The following is a 16,214-nucleotide window of genomic DNA, read 5'->3' as shown; positions in this document are numbered from 1 at the left end:
CCTGCTCGCGAAGAGGCCCATACAGCCACCTCAAATCCCACAGAGCTGACGCAATAAGCCGGTATCCAGATGCCTTTCCACCAGATCCGCCAAGCGCTCGATATCGCGCTCGCGCAAGCCGTGATAATCCACCTGCTGTACATCGCTCAACCCGGCCCAGCGCAACAGCGCCGCACTCGCCGCCGGCGATTCGAACACGCCATGCAGATAGGTGCCGAACACCTGCCCGTCAGCACTCAGCGCGCCGTCGCAACGACCGTCATCAAGATGCACCGCTGGGTTTTCCAGCGCCGGCCCCGTGGTCACGCCGGCATGAATTTCATAGCCACTGACTTCGGCATCTTCCAGCGCCAGCCGTCCACGTACATTGCGCAACTGCTTTTCGGCTTCAAGCGTGGTGTCGAACGTCAGCAAGCCCAGACCGGCACTGGAGCCGGGAGCACCTTCAAGGCCAAGCGGGTCATGCACCTGCTCACCGAGCATCTGCAGACCGCCGCAAATCCCCAGCACTTTGCCGCCGTAACGCAGATGCCGATTGATCGCGGCATCCCAGCCATTGGCGCGCAAATAGGCCAGATCGCTGCGCACGCTTTTCGAGCCCGGCAGGATGATCAGGTCGGCAGCAGGAATCGCCTGCCCCGGGCCGACGAATTGCAGATCAACCTGCGGATGCAGGCGCAGCGGATCGAAGTCGGTGTGGTTGCTGATGCGCGGCAGCACCGGCACCACCACTTTCAGCACTTGTTCGGCCTTGTCGGTCTGGCGCTGATCGATGCCGTCCTCGGCTTCCAGATGCAGGTCCATCACGTACGGCAACACGCCGACCACCGGTTTGCCGGTGCGCTGTTCGAGCCAGTCGAGGCCCGGTTGCAACAAGGCGATGTCGCCGCGAAACCGATTGATGATGAAGCCTTTGACCCGCGCCTGTTCGCTTGGCGACAGCAGCTCAAGGGTGCCGACCAGATGGGCAAAAACCCCGCCGCGATTGATGTCGGCAATCAGCAACACCGGGCAATCTACCGCCTCGGCAAAGCCCATGTTGGCGATGTCGCCAGCACGCAGATTGATCTCGGCGGGTGAACCCGCACCTTCGACCATCACCAGCGGATACGCGGCACTGAGTCGCTCATGAGAAACCAGCACCGCTTGCATCGCGATGGTTTTGTAGTCGTGGTAGGCAACCGCGTTCATCGTGGTGACGGCACGACCATGGATGATCACTTGCGCGCCAGTGTCGCTATTGGGCTTGAGCAGCACCGGGTTCATGTCGGTGTGCGGTTCGAGATGAGCGGCTTGCGCCTGCACCGCTTGCGCGCGGCCAATCTCACCGCCATCAGCGGTCACGGCGCTGTTGAGCGCCATGTTCTGCGGCTTGAACGGTACGACCGCCACCCCCTGACGAGTTGCCCAGCGGCACAGTGCCGTCACCAGTGTGCTTTTGCCGGCGTCGGAAGTGGTGCCTTGCACCATCAGAGTGGTCATGGGTGGTCCTTGGCGAAGGCTATCAAAGCCTGTTCAAGACGCGCCTCTTCGGCCGCATCGGCGGGCAGGCCAAAACGCAGGCTGCTGTTATGAGTGAAAATGCGCAGGAGAATGCCGCGACGGGCCATGAACTCGTGCAACGCTTCGGCGTGCTCGGTGATCAGCCACTGGAACAGCGCGCAACCGCCCTGGGACTTGAAGCCATAACGCTCCAGCAGCGCCGCCAGCCGCTCACTGGCTTCATCGCTGCGAATCCGTTGGCGGGTGTGACCGTCGGTGTCTTGCAGACACGCCTGGCCCAGCACACGCGTCGGCCCACTCACCGCCCATGGCCCGACCTGTTCGGCGAGCAGTTTGAGTAACTTGCGCTCGGCCAGCACAAATCCCAGTCGCACCCCGGCCAGCCCGAAAAACTTGCCGAATGAGCGCAATACGATCAGCCCGACTTGATGTGCATGGGGCGCCAGACTCAACTGCGGCGTGTTGTCCATAAAGGCCTCATCGACCACCAGCCAGCCACCGCGCCGAGCGAGTCGCGCGTGCCAGTCGAGCAGGCGTGCCGGGGTCAGACTCAGGCCGGTCGGGTTGTTCGGGTTGACCACCACCAGCACGTCGAGGCTGTCGAGAAAGAACTCGACTTCCTGCTCCAGCACTTCGCGCACGATGTAACCGCTACGGCGCCAGGCTTCGGCGTGTTCGGCATAACACGGCGACAACACGCCGACCTTGCCAGCGCGGCGCAAACGCGGCAGCAACTGGATGGCCATCTGTGAACCGGCCACCGGCAGCACCTGCGCGGTGCCGTAGTAATCGCACGCGGCTTGCTCCAGACCGTCATCGGTTTCCGGCAAACGCGCCCAGGCGCGCAGCGGGATGTCCGGGATCGGGAACGGCCACGGTGCGAGGCCGCTGGACAAGTCCAGCCAATCAGCCTCGGCAATGCCGTAATCGAGTGCAGCCTTGCGCAGCCGGCCACCATGTTCAAGCATAGAATTCAGCCCCCACGCAGAGAATCAGCAGCCATAACCATACCCCGCGCTGGACCAATTGCCAGCCGCGATCGATGGAATCGGCATCCGCTGGAACGCCTTCGCCGAGTTGCGGACGGTCGTGAAGCTCACCGTGATAAATCGCCGGGCCACCCAGTTCCACGCCCAAGGCACCGGCCCCGGCCGCCATCACCGGACCAGCGTTAGGGCTGTCCCACTGCGGCGCCTGGGTGCGCCAGCACTTCAACGCGAGTCGGGTTTTGCCCAGCAGAGCGTAGGTCAATGCCACCAGACGCGCAGGAATGTAGTTCAGCACATCGTCGATTTTCGCCGCCGCCCAACCGAAACGCTCAAAGCGTTCGTTGCGATAACCCCACATCGCATCCAGCGTGTTGCTCAGACGATAAAGAACCACGCCCGGTGCGCCGGCCACGACAAACCAGAACAACGCGGCAAACACCGCATCACTGCCGTTTTCGAGCACCGACTCAGTGGCGGCGCGGGCGACGGCGGTGCTGTCGAGTTCATCGGTCTGGCGGCTGACCAGATAGCCGACACGCTTGCGCGCCTCGTCCAGATCATCCGCGCGCAATGCGGCGGCCACCGGAGCGACATGCTCACCAAGGCTGCGCATGCCGAGGGCGCAATACAGCGCGAGAATCTCGACGATCCAGCCCACGTATGGCGCCCAGGAAAACGCCGTGGCGAGCAAGGTCAGCGGCAGCACCGCGATCACCCACGCAGTGACGCCGTGGCTGCGCCAGCCACGGCCACCAGCGTTGAAGCGTTGCTCGATGCGCCCGGCAAAGTTGCCGAACGCCACCAGCGGATGCCAGCGTTTCGGTTCACCCAGCAGCGCATCCAGCGCCACGGCGGCGACACTCAACAACGCCACACTCATTGACTCACTCCCCAATAATTCTCAAACAGCAACTCATTGAGCGGACGCGCCTGCGCCCACCCTTCGAGTACCAGCATCGGCGCCGGATAGAATTCCTTGACCGGGCCCAGGCATAAAACCGCCAGTGGCTTGGCGCCCTCGGGCAGCTTCAGCAGATCCGCCAGCGCTTGCGGCTCGAACAGCGAGACCCAGCCCATGCCCAGGCCTTCGGCGCGCGAAGCAAGCCACAGATTCTGGATCGCGCAGGACAGCGAGGCCATGTCCATTTCCGGCAATGTACGGCGACCGAAAATGTGCTTTTCGCGATCGTCCATCAGCGCGGCGACCAGTACTTCGGCGCAATCATTGATGCCTTCAACCTTGAGTTTCATGAACTCGTCACTGCGCTCGCCGAGGGCTTCAGCGGTGCGGATACGTTCTTCTTCCACGAGGCTCTGGATCTGGCCGCGCAAGGTTCTATCGCTGATGCGGATGAAACGCCATGGCTGCATCAGGCCGACGCTTGGCGCTTGGTGGGCAGCTTCGAGCAGACGGCGCAGCAGTTGCGGCTCGACGGTGCCACCGGTGAAGTGGCGCATGTCGCGACGTTCGGCGATGGCTTTATAGACGGCTTGGCGCTCGGCTTCGGAGAATGCGTTGTCGGTCATGGCCCCATCGCTGGCAAGCCAGCTCCCACAGTGGGCGGTGTAATGCCTGACGAAATGCAATTCCCTGTGGGAGCTGGCTTGCCAGCGATGACGGCCTCAAGGACTGGCGCAAACAAGGCAGCGACAGCCACAGGATTCGACGGGAAATAGAAGTGCACATAAGAAGCCGTCATCCGCCCCTCACGATAAACCGCCTCGGCACCCCGCCCACCATTTGGGCTCAAGCCACGGGCAATCGGCGTCAGCTCAGTGGTGGTCAGCGAATGGTGATAAGTGTGCCCGCGCAACGAACCTTCCGGCAGATCGACCGCTTGCAGCGCTAACGCCGCCAAACGCTTCTGCATCACCGCATCGCCCTTCAGCAGCCCGACCAGTTCGGCGCGAGTGCCCTCAACGTCAGTCAAAGAATCGAGCAGATACAACATGCCGCCACACTCGGCGAGCAACGGTTTGCCCGCCGCGTGGTGCGCGCGAATCGCCTCAAGCATCGCGGTGTTTTGCGCCAGTGCAGCGTGGTGCAATTCCGGATAACCACCGGGCAGATACAGACTGTCCGCCTCCGGCAATTGCGTGTCGCGGATCGGCGAGAAGAAACTCAACTCGGCGCCCATCGCGCGCAACAGATCGAGGCTCGCGCCGTAGGTGAAGGCAAACGCCTCATCGCGGGCGACGGCAATTCGCACATTCTGCAGCAGCGGCTCGACAGCGATGATGTCCGGCGCGGCGAACTCCACGGCCGGTGGCAGCGCTACCTCGCAACTGCTGGCCAATGCATCGGCGGCGGCGTCGAGACGCACATCCAGATCATTCAATTCGCTGGCCTGCACCAGGCCGAGATGACGACTCGGCAGCTCGATGCCCGTCTCACGGGACAACGCGCCATACCAACGCAAACCTTCGGTGAGGCTGCCTTCGAGCAACTGCGCATGACGCAAGGTGCCGACACGATTGGCCAGCACGCCGGCAAACGGCAGATCCGGCTGATACTTCGCCAGTCCCAGCGCCAACGCACCAAAGGTCTGCGCCATCGCCGTCCCATCAATCACGCCAAGCACCGGCACACCAAAATGCCGCGCCAGATCAGCGCTGGACGGCGTGCCATCGAACAGGCCCATCACGCCTTCGATCAGAATCAGGTCCGCCTCGGCGGCGGCTTCCCACAACAGACGGCGACTTTCCTGCTCGCCGACCATCCACATGTCCAGTTGATACACCGGCGCACCGCTGGCGCGCTCAAGAATCATCGGATCGAGAAAGTCCGGCCCGCATTTGAACACGCGCACCTTGCGCCCCTGATTGCGATGCAAACGGGCGAGCGCGGCGGTGACGGTGGTCTTGCCCTGACCGGAGGCCGGCGCGGCGATGAGGACCGCCGGGCAGTGACGTGGTTGATTCAAAGTTCGACGCCTTTCTGCGCTTTGATGCCGGCCTGGAAGGCGTGCTTGAGCATGCCCATTTCGGTGACTGTGTCGCCCATCTCGATCATTTCCGGCTTGGCCCCACGACCGGTGACAACAACGTGCTGCATCGGCGGACGCGCCTGCAAATCGCTGAGCACCTGATCGAGATCGAGATAACCGTGCTTGAGGGCGATGTTCAATTCGTCGAGCACCACCAGACCGATCGACGGATCGCGCAGCAATTCGCGGGAGACGGCCCACGCGGCTTCGGCGGCAGCAATGTCACGCTGGCGATCCTGGGTTTCCCAAGTGAAGCCCTCGCCCATCACGTGAAAACGCACTTGCTCGGGGAAGCGGCGGAAGAACAACTCTTCGCCAGTGCTGTTGCGCCCCTTGATGAACTGCACCACGCCGCACTGCATACCGTGGCCCATGGCGCGCGCAAGCATGCCGAACGCCGAGCTGCTTTTGCCTTTGCCGTTGCCGGTCAGCACCAGCACCAGGCCGCACTCGTCGGGCGAGTTGGCAATGCGTTCGTCGATCACGGCTTTTTTGCGCTGCATACGCGCCAGATGGCGCTCGTCGCGCTCGGGGGAATCAGTCATGGGGGAGCTCTCCGTTGAGGCTGGATAACGGCGGGCAGGCACAAGAATAGACGGCAAAAAGCCTGGCATCGCCCACCGTGATGCCGCTGGATGAATCAGGCCGGTCTCCGGGCTCATGAGTGGCGTATGCCGGACCGCGCGCCTTCCCGCTGTTGAGCAGTGGCATTCGACGCAGTTTTCACTCATTTACCGTTGCGGGGGCAGCGCCGGGATCGTGGTGGTTCTTCGCATGAAGACAACCCTCACCGGCTTCCCTGTTTCACTCTGTCGACACCGGTCACAGAGCACCTGAAACAAGCCGCGAAGGTTAGAGGGTTGGGGGTGGAGCGTCAATTAAAGAGGCCGCCACAGGGCGAATAACTGCCGTCGATCAATTATCTGACGCCAATCTTGTGCCACACTGATACAAATGACATCAAAGAGCCATGCTTTTCTCGAAAAGCCCACGACAACAATAAAGGATGATGACGATGCAAGGCATGATCATCAGCAACCCGCGCCTGGAATTCCTGCGCCCGGTGCTCGAACGCTGGTTTGACTGTATCGACCGCTACAACGCCGTGCGCGGCGACAGCGACACCCCTTACTGGCACGACGAGAAAGCCAATCTCGGATTGCTCTCGGCCGCAGCCTGGATGGCCGAGCTGGTCACGTTGAACGACACTGCCACGCGCAAGCAGAACGAAGAAGGCGAACGCAATGCCCGCGCCGACCTGTTTATCGCCGGCGCCGAAGATCGCGCCTTCATTCAGGCCACGCAACGCTGGCCACGGGTCACGAATCTCAATCTGACCCAAGCGCTGCTGGACATCACCAACGACGCCAAACGCATCAGCTACGCCAGCGACCTCAAGCTCGGCTGCCTGTTTGTCGCGCCGCAGAAAGCCCAGCACAGCGCCAGCCCCGAAGAGCTGCAAGACATGGTCGACGACCTGCAAAAGGAACACACCTGCGCCGTCGCCTGGTATTTCCCCTATGCCTACCGCAAATTACGCAGCGAAGCCGGCAACTATCACCCGGGCATCGCCGTGTTGTTCAAGGAAGCCCGCGGCTGAGCAGTTGAACCATCGGGCTTGCGCCCTCCTCTATGATTAGGAATGCATTCATAGGGAAGATCAGCAATGCGCAAGCCCCAGCTCGTTTTTGTCATCGCCTTCGCCGGAGGTCTCGCCGCTTGCGGTGAATCCTCCAGCCTGCAAGTCTCCGACGGCACCGGCCCGTCACCGAAACTGCCCGAACCGAACAAGACCCTGATCCCGACAGTGAACATCGCCCCGGCGATCGGCTGGCCCGAGGGCGGCAAACCGACCGCCGCAGCCGGCACCCAAGTCGCAGCATTCGCCGAAGGCCTCGATCACCCACGCTGGCTCTATGTGCTGCCCAACGGCGATGTGCTGGTGGCGGAAACCAATGCCCCGCCGAAGCCTGATGACAGCAGCGGCATTCGTGGCTGGGTGATGAAGAAGGTCATGGGCAAGGCCGGCGCTGGCGTGCCGAGCCCGAACCGCATCACCCTGCTGCGCGACGCCGATCATGATGGCGTCGCCGAGACCCGCACAGTGTTTCTGCAGAACCTCAACTCGCCGTTCGGCATGACTCTGGTCGGCAACGACCTGTACGTCGCCGATACCGATCGCCTGCTGCGCTTCAACTACGAACCCGGCGCGACCGAGATCAAGTCGCAGCCGATCAAGGTTGTTGATCTGCCGGGCGGGACGCTGAATCACCATTGGACCAAAAACGTCATTGCCAACAAGGACGGCAGCAAGCTGTACGTCACGGTCGGCTCGAACAGCAACGTCGGCGAAAATGGTCTGGACAAGGAAGAAGGCCGCGCGGCGATCTGGGAAGTTGATCGGGCGACCGGCAATCACCGCATCTTCGCCTCGGGCATCCGCAACCCCAACGGCCTGGCGTGGGAGCCTACCAGTGGCGCGTTGTGGACAGCGGTCAACGAGCGCGACGAGATCGGCAGCGATCTGGTGCCGGACTACATCACTTCCGTGAAGGACGGTGGCTTTTATGGCTGGCCTTTCAGTTATTACGGTCAGCATGTCGATGTGCGCGTTACACCGCAAAACCCGGACCTGGTGGCCAAAGCGATCGCCCCGGATTACGCGGTCGGGCCGCACACCGCCTCGCTCGGCCTGAGTTTTGCCGAGGGCAACAGCTTGCCGGCGCAGTTCAAGGAAGGTGCGTTCATCGGCCAGCACGGCTCATGGAACCGCAAACCGCACAGTGGCTACAAAGTGATTTTCGTGCCGTTTACCGGTGGCAAGCCGAGTGGCAAACCGGTGGATGTGCTGACCGGGTTCCTCGACAAGGACGAGAATGCACTCGGCCGCCCGGTGGGCGTGGTGATCGATCAGCAAGGTGGCTTGCTGGTGGCGGATGATGTTGGCAATAAGGTGTGGCGAGTGTCGGCCACGAAGTGATGCTGAATGTGACCTGAAACAACTGTGGGAGCAAGCCTGCTCGCGAATGCGGAGTGTCAGCCTCCATTGAGTTGACTGATACACCGCTTTCGCGAGCAGGCTCGCTCCCACATTAGGATTGCTGCGATTTTTACTATGGGTTATGCGCCAGATGCTCAGGCTGCAACACCCGCTTCGCACTCAGATAAGCCTTCTGCCAATACGCCTTCGACAGGCTGTCCAGCTTCACCGTGCCCCCCGTGGCCGGCGCGTGTACAAAGCGCCCCTCCCCGACGTAAATCCCCGCATGACTGACCTGCGAGCCGCCATTGGTGGCGAAGAAGATCAGGTCGCCGGTCTGCAGACCTTCCTTGCCGACATTCGGCGCCTGCATGACGATCAGCTCGCGCGTGGAGCGCGGCAGCGAAATGCCCGCCGCGTCACGGTAGACAAAACCGATCAAGCCGCTGCAATCGAATCCCGAATCTGGCGTATTGCCGCCCCAGCGATACGGCGTGCCGACCAGGCCAAGCGCGCGAAACAGCACGTCTTCAGCAGCAGGCGAAAAAGCTTGGGAGGGCCCGAATACGACCGGAGCGCGAACCACCGGCGCAGGTGGCGGTGTACGACTGGCACAGCCGCTGAGCAGCGCTGCGAAGAGCATCAAGGTGAGGCGGGCCGACATCGTCATAAGCAGAACATCCTGATCTGGCTGCGGCTTTTTCTGCCGATGGACAGAAAACAAAACCGCCTGCGTAAGCACGCAGGCGGTTTGCCATCAATATAGATTCAGGATTCTAGCGGCTACGCGGCAAACTTCAAGTAAGACTTTAACTTCACCTTGTAAAGTCTAGGTCTACTCCGTTAGCGGGAGCCTGATTGTCGCCGCGAGCGCAGCGACATCGGGGAATTACTTGCGAGCAGTGACTACCGTCGGAGCGTTGGCCAGAGCGCGTTTCGCTTCGATGAAGGTCTTGCTCCAGTAGCTGTCACCCAGGCTGTCGATGCGAACACCGCCGCTGCGACGACTGCTGGAGTGGATGAACTGGTTGTCACCGAGGTAGATCCCGGCGTGACTGACACGACCGCGACGACCGTTGGTGGCGAAGAACAGCAGATCGCCCGGCTCAAGGTTGCTGCGCGACACCAGCGGCGCATCAACGTTGATCATTTCGCGGGTCGAGCGTGGCAGGTTCATGCCAGCTTCTTCGCGAAACAGGTAACCGATGAAACCGCTGCAATCGAAACCGGCTTCAGAGGTCCCGCCGAAACGGTAACGGGTACCGATCAGGGACATGCCGCGTTCGAGGATGCTGTCGGCCAGAACAGGAAGCTGATAAGGCTTCTTGCCATTGAATTCGTTGAGTTCTTTTTCGGTGTCCAGCTCTTCCTGATAAATAACGGAAGACTGGGCCGTTGCAGAATTTTTAACCTGTTGAGGCTGCTCTTGAACTGGAGAATGAGCAGCGCAACCGTACAACAGGGTGACGAGTGCGAGAGGCACGAGGGGTGCGAAGCGCTTTAGCATGGGCACGACCGTGGCTGATAGTTGTAAAGAAGCCGAGACTATGCCCGCTATCAACCTCATTTGCAAATTCAATCGATCTTTTTGTGACTTCTCGGTTTCTCGTTTACATCTAAGCGCTTAAGCCCATTTGAACCGATACGCGGCCTGTACACCGTGCAGGAAAGCGGATTTTCTGGCGCCTGAAATATGCCAAAACTCGCTGAAAGCCGCGCCGTTACCAGCCCAGCGTTTCTTTCAGGAAGGGGATGGTCAGCTTGCGCTGAGCCTGCAACGAGGCCTGATCGAGCTGTTCGAGCAAGTCGAACAACGCACTCATGCTGCGGGTGCCGCGAGTCAAAATAAAATGCCCGACTTCGTCGGTGAGGTGCAAACCGCGACGAGATGCGCGCAATTGCAAGGCGCGCAGCTTGTCTTCATCGGAAAGTGGGCGCATCTGGAAAATCAGCGCCATAGTCAGGCGCGACTTCAAGTCAGCCAGTTTGACCGGCAATTCACGCGGAGAGGTGGAAGCGGCGATCAGCAGACGCCGACCGCTGTCCCGCAGACGGTTGAACAGATGAAACATCGCCTCTTCCCAGTCAGCCTTGCCGGCAATTACCTGCAAGTCATCCAGGCAAACCAGCTCGTACTGTTCAAGGTTGTCGAGGATTTCGACACCGCGATCCATCAACTCGGCCAACGGCAAATACACCGCCGGCTCGCCCATCTGTTCGAAACGCAAACATGCAGCCTGCAACAGATGCGTACGCCCTACGCCGTGTTTGCCCCACAGGTAGATCAGGCTTTCTGTCCAGCCGGCGTCGGCTTCGCATAGACGCTCGACATAGCCGAGTGCAGCGGCATTGGCGCCTGGGTAGTAGTTGATGAAGGTGGCGTCGTCACGCAGACGCACACCTAGGGGCAGCTGAATCGGTTTCATGCTGACTGAACAGTTCTCAAGGAACCGTTAGTGGCCTCTGTGTAAAGTTTGCGAAGTTTATACCCGTGAAGCTGAGCGCACAATGCGACAGAGTCCAAGCAAAATCAAAGGTTTGCGTTAACACGCTGGTTTTATGACAGATTCTTTGGCGCCAGCGCCTGCAGGACATGGGCCAACCCGGCTATTCGCCGGGCCGCCCTGCGCCACTACAGCTGCGGATCGTCAACGCCACTATAGATGTCGGAGTCCTTGTACAAGTCATGCACATGGCGCACCAGCACCATGATCACCGCGGCCACCGGCAACGCCAGCAGCACACCGGTGAAACCGAACAACTCGCCGCCAGCCAGAATCGCGAAGATTACCGCCACCGGGTGCAGACCGATACGATCGCCCACCAGCAACGGCGTCAACACCATGCCCTCAAGCGCCTGACCGACCATGAACACGGCGACAATGCCGACCATCGGGTACAGATCACCACCGAACTGGAACAACCCCGCAATCAGCGCTGCGCCAATGCCGATCACGAAGCCCATGTACGGCACGATCGCCGCCAGCCCCGCGATCAGACCGATCAACAGCCCCAGCTCGAGGCCGACAATCATCAGACCCGCCGCGTAAATCACGCCCAGCGCCAGCATCACCAACAACTGACCGCGAACGAACGCGCCCAGCACTTCATGGCATTCGCCGGCCAGCGCGACCACACGTTCTTCGCGATCACGCGGCAGCAGGCTGCGGATCTTGGCCATCATCACGTCCCAGTCGCGCAGCAGGTAGAAACTCACCACCGGGATCAGTACCAGATTGGCCAGCCAGCCGATCAACGCCAGACTGGAGGCCGTTGCCTGACTCAGCACCACGCCGACGATGTCGGTGGTCTGGCCCATGTGCTCGCTGATTGCGGCCTTGACCTTGTCGAACTTCCAGAAACCGTCCGACAGCCCCAGCTTCGACTGCGCCCACGGCACTGCCGTGTGCTGCAACCAGTCAAGCATCTGCGGTGCCAGTTCGTACAGTCGCAGCAACTGCTTGGCGAGCATCGGCACCAGCACCAGCATCAGCGCCGTGACGATCAGGGTGAACAGGGCAAACACCGCGATCACGCCCCAGGTGCGCGACAAACCAAGCCGTTCCAGGCGATCCACCAGTGGATCGAACAGATACGCCAGCAGCAGCGCCACCAGAAACGGCGTGAGGATCGGATGCAGCAACCAGACAAACGCGCAAAGCAGGATTACCCCACCGAGCCAGAACCAACGCCGAGTATCGGCCATGTACCACTCCTGCTTCTTCTATATAAGGAAAGACCTACCAGCGAAACCGCAGCGACGGCGCCGTCGGTGTTGGAGCCGCAACAGGCGCTGCCCCCACCACCCCAGGCTGCGGCGCTGCCACCGGAGCAGGCGTTTCGGCCGGCAACTCCTGCAACTTCGCCAGCGACAACTGCGCACGCATCTGGTCGGCACTGCCATTGACCCGATAAACGATGCGATCGCCATCAACACTTTGCAGACGCACGCCAAACGGTTCGAGTAACCGCAACAGCGCCGCGTAATGCTCCAGAGTCATGCCCTGCACTTCCAGGGTCTGCTGGCCCGAAGCACCGGGCTTGGCCACAAAACGTGGCGCCAGCCGCTCAGCCACCGCCAGCATCACCGCATCAGCGACTGCAGCCTGATCGGCGCCCTGCACGCTGCCCGCCTCTTTCTGGTCGCCCAGCCACAAATGCCACTTGGCTTGCCACTGCCCACCTTCTTCGCGGGCATGCACCGCCAGCAAGGCGTCAGCGTTGTAGCGTTCAGAGGCGCCACGCAACGGTGCCGGATCCGTGCCTTCCAGCGCTGGCGCCGTGGCAACCAATTGCTCGCTCAAGTCCGCCAACGGCAAACGCAATGGCAAGCCGCGATGTTGAGCGGCCGTGCGTAAAGGCGCGGCAGCGGCCTGACCGTCACCGACCAGGCTTGAGCCTTCGGTCGAATCGTTCAGCCACCAGCTCAGAATCGACGGGCGACTGGCGCCCCACACCGACAACCCGGCCCGACGCAGCGCCTGCTCGGTGGTCGCCGGATCGAAATCGACCTTGAGCACCTCCGGCGGCCCGGCATCGAAACCGAACTGACTGATGATTTGCTGCGGATCCTTGCGAATCGCCGCCAGCCCCGGATTCTGCGGGGCTTTCGGGTCGCCGGTAAGGCGCAACACCAGCGTATCAAGCGCCGCTTGCGTGGCGCGATCACGCTCTTCCGGTGCCTGGCCATTGACCGGCTCACGCACTTGATAAAGGCCTTTGAGGTTTTCGGCGTGACTCGCCAGGCTGATGAGAGACAAACAACCCACAAACAACAATTTACAAAAACGCATGGAGAATTCCCGTCGACAGGAGCGGCTGGAACAGGCCGCGTGAACCGGTTAAGCAAGGCTGTGACAATCTGCCATCGCAAAACATTCACACGGCAGCGGTAAGTTTTTGCACAGTGATAACGATAGACGGTTAATCGCCCCACCTTATACAGGCGTTCATACGGCTCAATTGCAAAAAATTTCCGTGGATATGGCTCTGCCCGTCGGTGCGAGGATGGCCGCTGCCCCTCAAGCCTGATAAAATCGCGCGCCTTCGCAGACCGGCAACAGCCGGGCACCTCGAAACTCGCGTGAGGCCATCGCCCCCTCGATTTCGAAGTTCCCGCTGAACTCGGTCGTTACCCCTGAATCCCCTCCCCTAAAGGCCTGGATCATGAGCAAGCAACCCTCCCTGAGCTACAAGGACGCCGGTGTAGACATCGACGCCGGTGAAGCATTGGTCGAACGCATCAAGAGCGTCGCCAAGCGCACTGCGCGCCCGGAAGTCATGGGCGGCCTGGGCGGTTTCGGCGCCCTCTGCGAAATCCCGGCCGGCTACAAGCAGCCTGTGCTGGTGTCCGGCACCGACGGCGTCGGCACCAAACTGCGTCTGGCGCTGAACCTGAACAAGCACGACAGCATCGGCATCGACCTGGTTGCCATGTGCGTGAACGACCTCGTGGTTTGCGGCGCTGAGCCACTGTTCTTCCTCGACTACTACGCCACCGGCAAACTCAATGTCGACACCGCTGCCCAGGTGGTAACCGGCATCGGCGCTGGCTGCGAACTGTCGGGTTGCTCGCTGGTTGGCGGCGAAACTGCTGAAATGCCTGGCATGTACGAAGGCGAAGACTACGACCTGGCCGGCTTCTGCGTCGGCGTCGTGGAAAAATCGGAAATCATCGACGGCTCGAAAGTGGCCACCGGTGACGCCTTGATCGCCCTGCCATCGTCCGGCCCGCACTCCAACGGCTACTCGCTGATCCGCAAGATCATCGAAGTCTCCGGCGCTGACATCGAAAACACTCAGCTCGACGGCAAACCGCTGACCGATCTGCTGATGGCCCCGACCCGCATCTACGTGAAGCCGTTGCTCAAGCTGATCAAAGACACCGGCGCCGTCAAAGCCATGGCCCACATCACCGGTGGTGGCCTGCTCGACAACATCCCGCGCGTTCTGCCAAAAGGCGCACAGGCCGTGGTTGACGTAGCTAGCTGGACTCGCCCTGCCGTGTTCGACTGGCTGCAAGAAAAAGGCAACGTTGACGAGACCGAGATGCACCGCGTGCTGAACTGCGGCGTTGGCATGGTTATCTGCGTAGCTCAGGAACACGTAGAAGTTGCACTGAACACCCTGCGTGACGCCGGCGAACAGCCTTGGGTCATCGGTCAGATCGCTGCCGCTGCCGAAGGCGCTGCTCAGGTTGATCTGCAGAACCTTAAGGCTCATTAATGTCCGCAACCTGTGATGTCGTGGTGCTGTTGTCCGGCACCGGCAGTAACTTGCAGGCTCTGATCGACAGCACGCGGACCGGCGATAGCCCGGTCCGCATCGCTGCAGTGATTTCCAATCGCGCCGACGCCTACGGCCTGCAACGCGCCAGCGACGCGGGTATCGCCACCCGCTCGCTGGATCACAAGGCATTCGAAGGTCGCGAGGCCTTCGATGCTGCCCTGATCGAACTGATCGACGAATTCAATCCGAAACTCGTGGTGCTGGCCGGTTTCATGCGCATTCTCAGCGCTGATTTCGTTCGCCACTACCAGGGTCGCCTGCTCAACATCCACCCGTCGCTGCTGCCCAAATACAAAGGGTTACACACTCATCAGCGCGCGCTGGAGGCCGGCGACACGGAGCACGGCTGCTCCGTGCACTTCGTCACCGAGGAACTCGATGGCGGACCACTGGTCGTACAGGCAGTATTACCGGTAGAGTTGCACGACACGCCGCAGAGTCTCGCGCAGCGAGTCCACGTTCAGGAACACCTGATCTACCCGATGGCAGTACGCTGGTTTGCCGAAGGCAGGCTGGCACTCGGTGAACACGGTGCTTTACTGGATGGCCAGTTACTCGCGGCCAGCGGCCACTTGATTCGAAACTAGGAGATATTATGCGTCGCGCCCTGCTCTTCGCTTGCGCTCTGCTCGCCCTGCCCTTCGCGCAGGCAGCCGAACTTCAACCGTTCTCCGCCAGCTACACCGCCGACTGGAAGCAGTTGCCCATGAGCGGCACCGCCGAGCGCAGTCTGGTCAAGGAAGCCAACGGCGTCTGGAAGCTCAGCTTCAAGGCCTCGATGATGATCGCCAGCCTGACTGAAGAAAGCACCCTGACCCTGGACAAGGACACCCTGCTGCCGCAGTCCTACCACTTCGAACGTGGCGGTCTGGGCAAAGCGAAAAAGGCTGATCTGGATTTCGACTGGAACAGCAAAATGGTCACCGGCACCGACCGTGGCGACGCGGTGAAAATCCCGCTGAACCGCGGCATGGTCGACAAGTCCACCTACCAACTGGCGCTGCAGCATGACGTCGCCGCCGGCAAGAAGACCATGAGCTATCAAGTGGTCGATGACGGCGAAGTCGATACCTATGACTTCCGCGTGCTGGGTTCGGAAAAAGTCGAAACCAAGGCCGGCCAGATCGATGCGATCAAGGTCGAGCGCGTACGCGATCCGACACAAAGCAAGCGCATCACCGTCCTCTGGTTCGCCAAGGATTGGGATTACCTGCTGGTTCGTCTGCAACAGGTTGAAACCGACGGCAAGGAGTACAACATCATGCTCCAGGACGGCACGGTCAACGGCAAAACCGTTAAAGGCAGCTGATCCGCCGCTAAAGCAAAGAGCCCCGCGAAATGCGGGGCTTTTTTTCGCCTGCGTTTAACCCGGCTTTTTGTGCCACCTTCGCCCCTCACCCCAGCCCTCTCCCGAGGGAGAGGGAGCCGACCGAGATGTCTGACCAGCTACATCGACCTGCAAGACCC

16 protein-coding genes and 1 riboswitch are annotated in these 16,214 nt (G+C 61.1%); of the genes, 5 read left to right on the top strand and 11 right to left on the bottom strand.

The genetic code is table 11. From position 1 onward, the window contains the following. Positions 1 to 30: 30 nt before the first annotated feature. The 6 genes from QZR14_RS25665 to cobO are packed head-to-tail and all read right to left on the bottom strand — an operon-like array spanning position 31 to position 6,024. Positions 31 to 1,482 carry a cobyric acid synthase gene (locus tag QZR14_RS25665; RefSeq protein ID WP_250604146.1) on the bottom strand — a complete coding sequence of 484 codons (1,452 nt, stop codon included), beginning with the start codon at positions 1,480 to 1,482 and terminating at the stop codon, positions 31 to 33. Next, complete coding sequence (cobD, locus tag QZR14_RS25660) at positions 1,479 to 2,471, bottom strand: threonine-phosphate decarboxylase CobD (RefSeq protein WP_311998061.1); 993 nt, start codon at positions 2,469 to 2,471, stop codon at positions 1,479 to 1,481. Before cobD ends, QZR14_RS25665 begins: the two co-directional genes overlap by 4 nt. After that, positions 2,464 to 3,372: an adenosylcobinamide-phosphate synthase CbiB gene (cbiB, locus tag QZR14_RS25655; RefSeq protein ID WP_311998060.1), complete on the bottom strand. Its 909-nt coding sequence runs from the start codon at positions 3,370 to 3,372 to the stop codon at positions 2,464 to 2,466. The genes cobD and cbiB overlap by 8 nt, the downstream gene beginning before the upstream one ends. Continuing rightward, positions 3,369 to 4,019 (bottom strand): 5,6-dimethylbenzimidazole synthase, encoded by a 651-nt coding sequence (gene bluB / locus QZR14_RS25650; RefSeq protein WP_311998059.1) that lies wholly within the window; start codon positions 4,017 to 4,019, stop codon positions 3,369 to 3,371. The genes cbiB and bluB overlap by 4 nt, the downstream gene beginning before the upstream one ends. After that, the gene (locus QZR14_RS25645; protein ID WP_250604138.1) at positions 4,016 to 5,416 is read right to left on the bottom strand and encodes a cobyrinate a,c-diamide synthase; all 1,401 of its coding nucleotides are present in this window, start codon (positions 5,414 to 5,416) and stop codon (positions 4,016 to 4,018) included. The genes bluB and QZR14_RS25645 overlap by 4 nt, the downstream gene beginning before the upstream one ends. Next, a complete protein-coding gene (cobO, locus tag QZR14_RS25640; RefSeq protein ID WP_250604136.1) occupies positions 5,413 to 6,024 on the bottom strand; it encodes a cob(I)yrinic acid a,c-diamide adenosyltransferase in 612 nt (203 codons plus the stop codon). The genes QZR14_RS25645 and cobO overlap by 4 nt, the downstream gene beginning before the upstream one ends. A gap of 81 nt (positions 6,025 to 6,105) precedes the next feature. Continuing rightward, positions 6,106 to 6,331, bottom strand: a riboswitch (cobalamin riboswitch). A gap of 163 nt (positions 6,332 to 6,494) precedes the next feature. Here cobO and QZR14_RS25635 point away from each other — a divergent pair. Then, complete coding sequence (locus tag QZR14_RS25635) at positions 6,495 to 7,079, top strand: hypothetical protein (RefSeq protein WP_250604134.1); 585 nt, start codon at positions 6,495 to 6,497, stop codon at positions 7,077 to 7,079. 66 nt (positions 7,080 to 7,145) lie between these two features. Continuing rightward, on the top strand, positions 7,146 to 8,459 hold the full coding sequence (locus QZR14_RS25630; RefSeq protein WP_311998058.1) for a PQQ-dependent sugar dehydrogenase: 1,314 nt from the start codon (positions 7,146 to 7,148) through the stop codon (positions 8,457 to 8,459). A gap of 133 nt (positions 8,460 to 8,592) precedes the next feature. Here QZR14_RS25630 and QZR14_RS25625 read toward each other — a convergent pair whose 3' ends face one another. The 5 genes from QZR14_RS25625 to QZR14_RS25605 all read right to left on the bottom strand — a co-directional run bounded on the left by QZR14_RS25625 (position 8,593) and on the right by QZR14_RS25605 (position 13,252). Further along, positions 8,593 to 9,129, bottom strand: a complete 537-nt coding sequence (locus QZR14_RS25625) for a C40 family peptidase (RefSeq protein ID WP_250604130.1) — start codon at positions 9,127 to 9,129, stop codon at positions 8,593 to 8,595. A gap of 219 nt (positions 9,130 to 9,348) precedes the next feature. Continuing rightward, complete coding sequence (locus QZR14_RS25620) at positions 9,349 to 9,966, bottom strand: C40 family peptidase (RefSeq protein ID WP_007919826.1); 618 nt, start codon at positions 9,964 to 9,966, stop codon at positions 9,349 to 9,351. Positions 9,967 to 10,180: 214 nt separating this feature from the next. After that, complete coding sequence (hda, locus tag QZR14_RS25615; RefSeq protein ID WP_008082931.1) at positions 10,181 to 10,885, bottom strand: DnaA regulatory inactivator Hda; 705 nt, start codon at positions 10,883 to 10,885, stop codon at positions 10,181 to 10,183. A gap of 206 nt (positions 10,886 to 11,091) precedes the next feature. Then, positions 11,092 to 12,165 (bottom strand): AI-2E family transporter, encoded by a 1,074-nt coding sequence (locus tag QZR14_RS25610; RefSeq protein ID WP_250604128.1) that lies wholly within the window; start codon positions 12,163 to 12,165, stop codon positions 11,092 to 11,094. A 34-nt stretch (positions 12,166 to 12,199) separates the two neighbouring features. Further along, positions 12,200 to 13,252, bottom strand: coding sequence for a DUF2066 domain-containing protein (locus QZR14_RS25605; RefSeq protein WP_311998057.1), 1,053 nt, complete (start codon positions 13,250 to 13,252; stop codon positions 12,200 to 12,202). 373 nt (positions 13,253 to 13,625) lie between these two features. On the opposite strand from QZR14_RS25605, the gene purM reads away from it, so the two are divergent. The 3 genes from purM to QZR14_RS25590 are packed head-to-tail and all read left to right on the top strand — an operon-like array spanning position 13,626 to position 16,056. Continuing rightward, entirely contained in the window at positions 13,626 to 14,684 is a 1,059-nt protein-coding gene (gene purM, locus QZR14_RS25600; RefSeq protein ID WP_034156237.1) for a phosphoribosylformylglycinamidine cyclo-ligase, read from the top strand. After that, positions 14,684 to 15,334, top strand: coding sequence for a phosphoribosylglycinamide formyltransferase (purN, locus tag QZR14_RS25595; RefSeq protein ID WP_095119952.1), 651 nt, complete (start codon positions 14,684 to 14,686; stop codon positions 15,332 to 15,334). Before purM ends, purN begins: the two co-directional genes overlap by 1 nt. A gap of 8 nt (positions 15,335 to 15,342) precedes the next feature. After that, positions 15,343 to 16,056, top strand: coding sequence for a DUF3108 domain-containing protein (locus QZR14_RS25590; protein WP_095114118.1), 714 nt, complete (start codon positions 15,343 to 15,345; stop codon positions 16,054 to 16,056). The last annotated feature ends 158 nt before the right edge of the window (positions 16,057 to 16,214 follow it).

Source organism: Pseudomonas sp. rhizo66 (assembly GCF_031931925.1).
Lineage (GTDB): Bacteria > Pseudomonadota > Gammaproteobacteria > Pseudomonadales > Pseudomonadaceae > Aquipseudomonas.
Note: the sequence above shows the minus strand (reverse complement) of the source record. Positions and strands in the feature narration are given on the sequence as shown.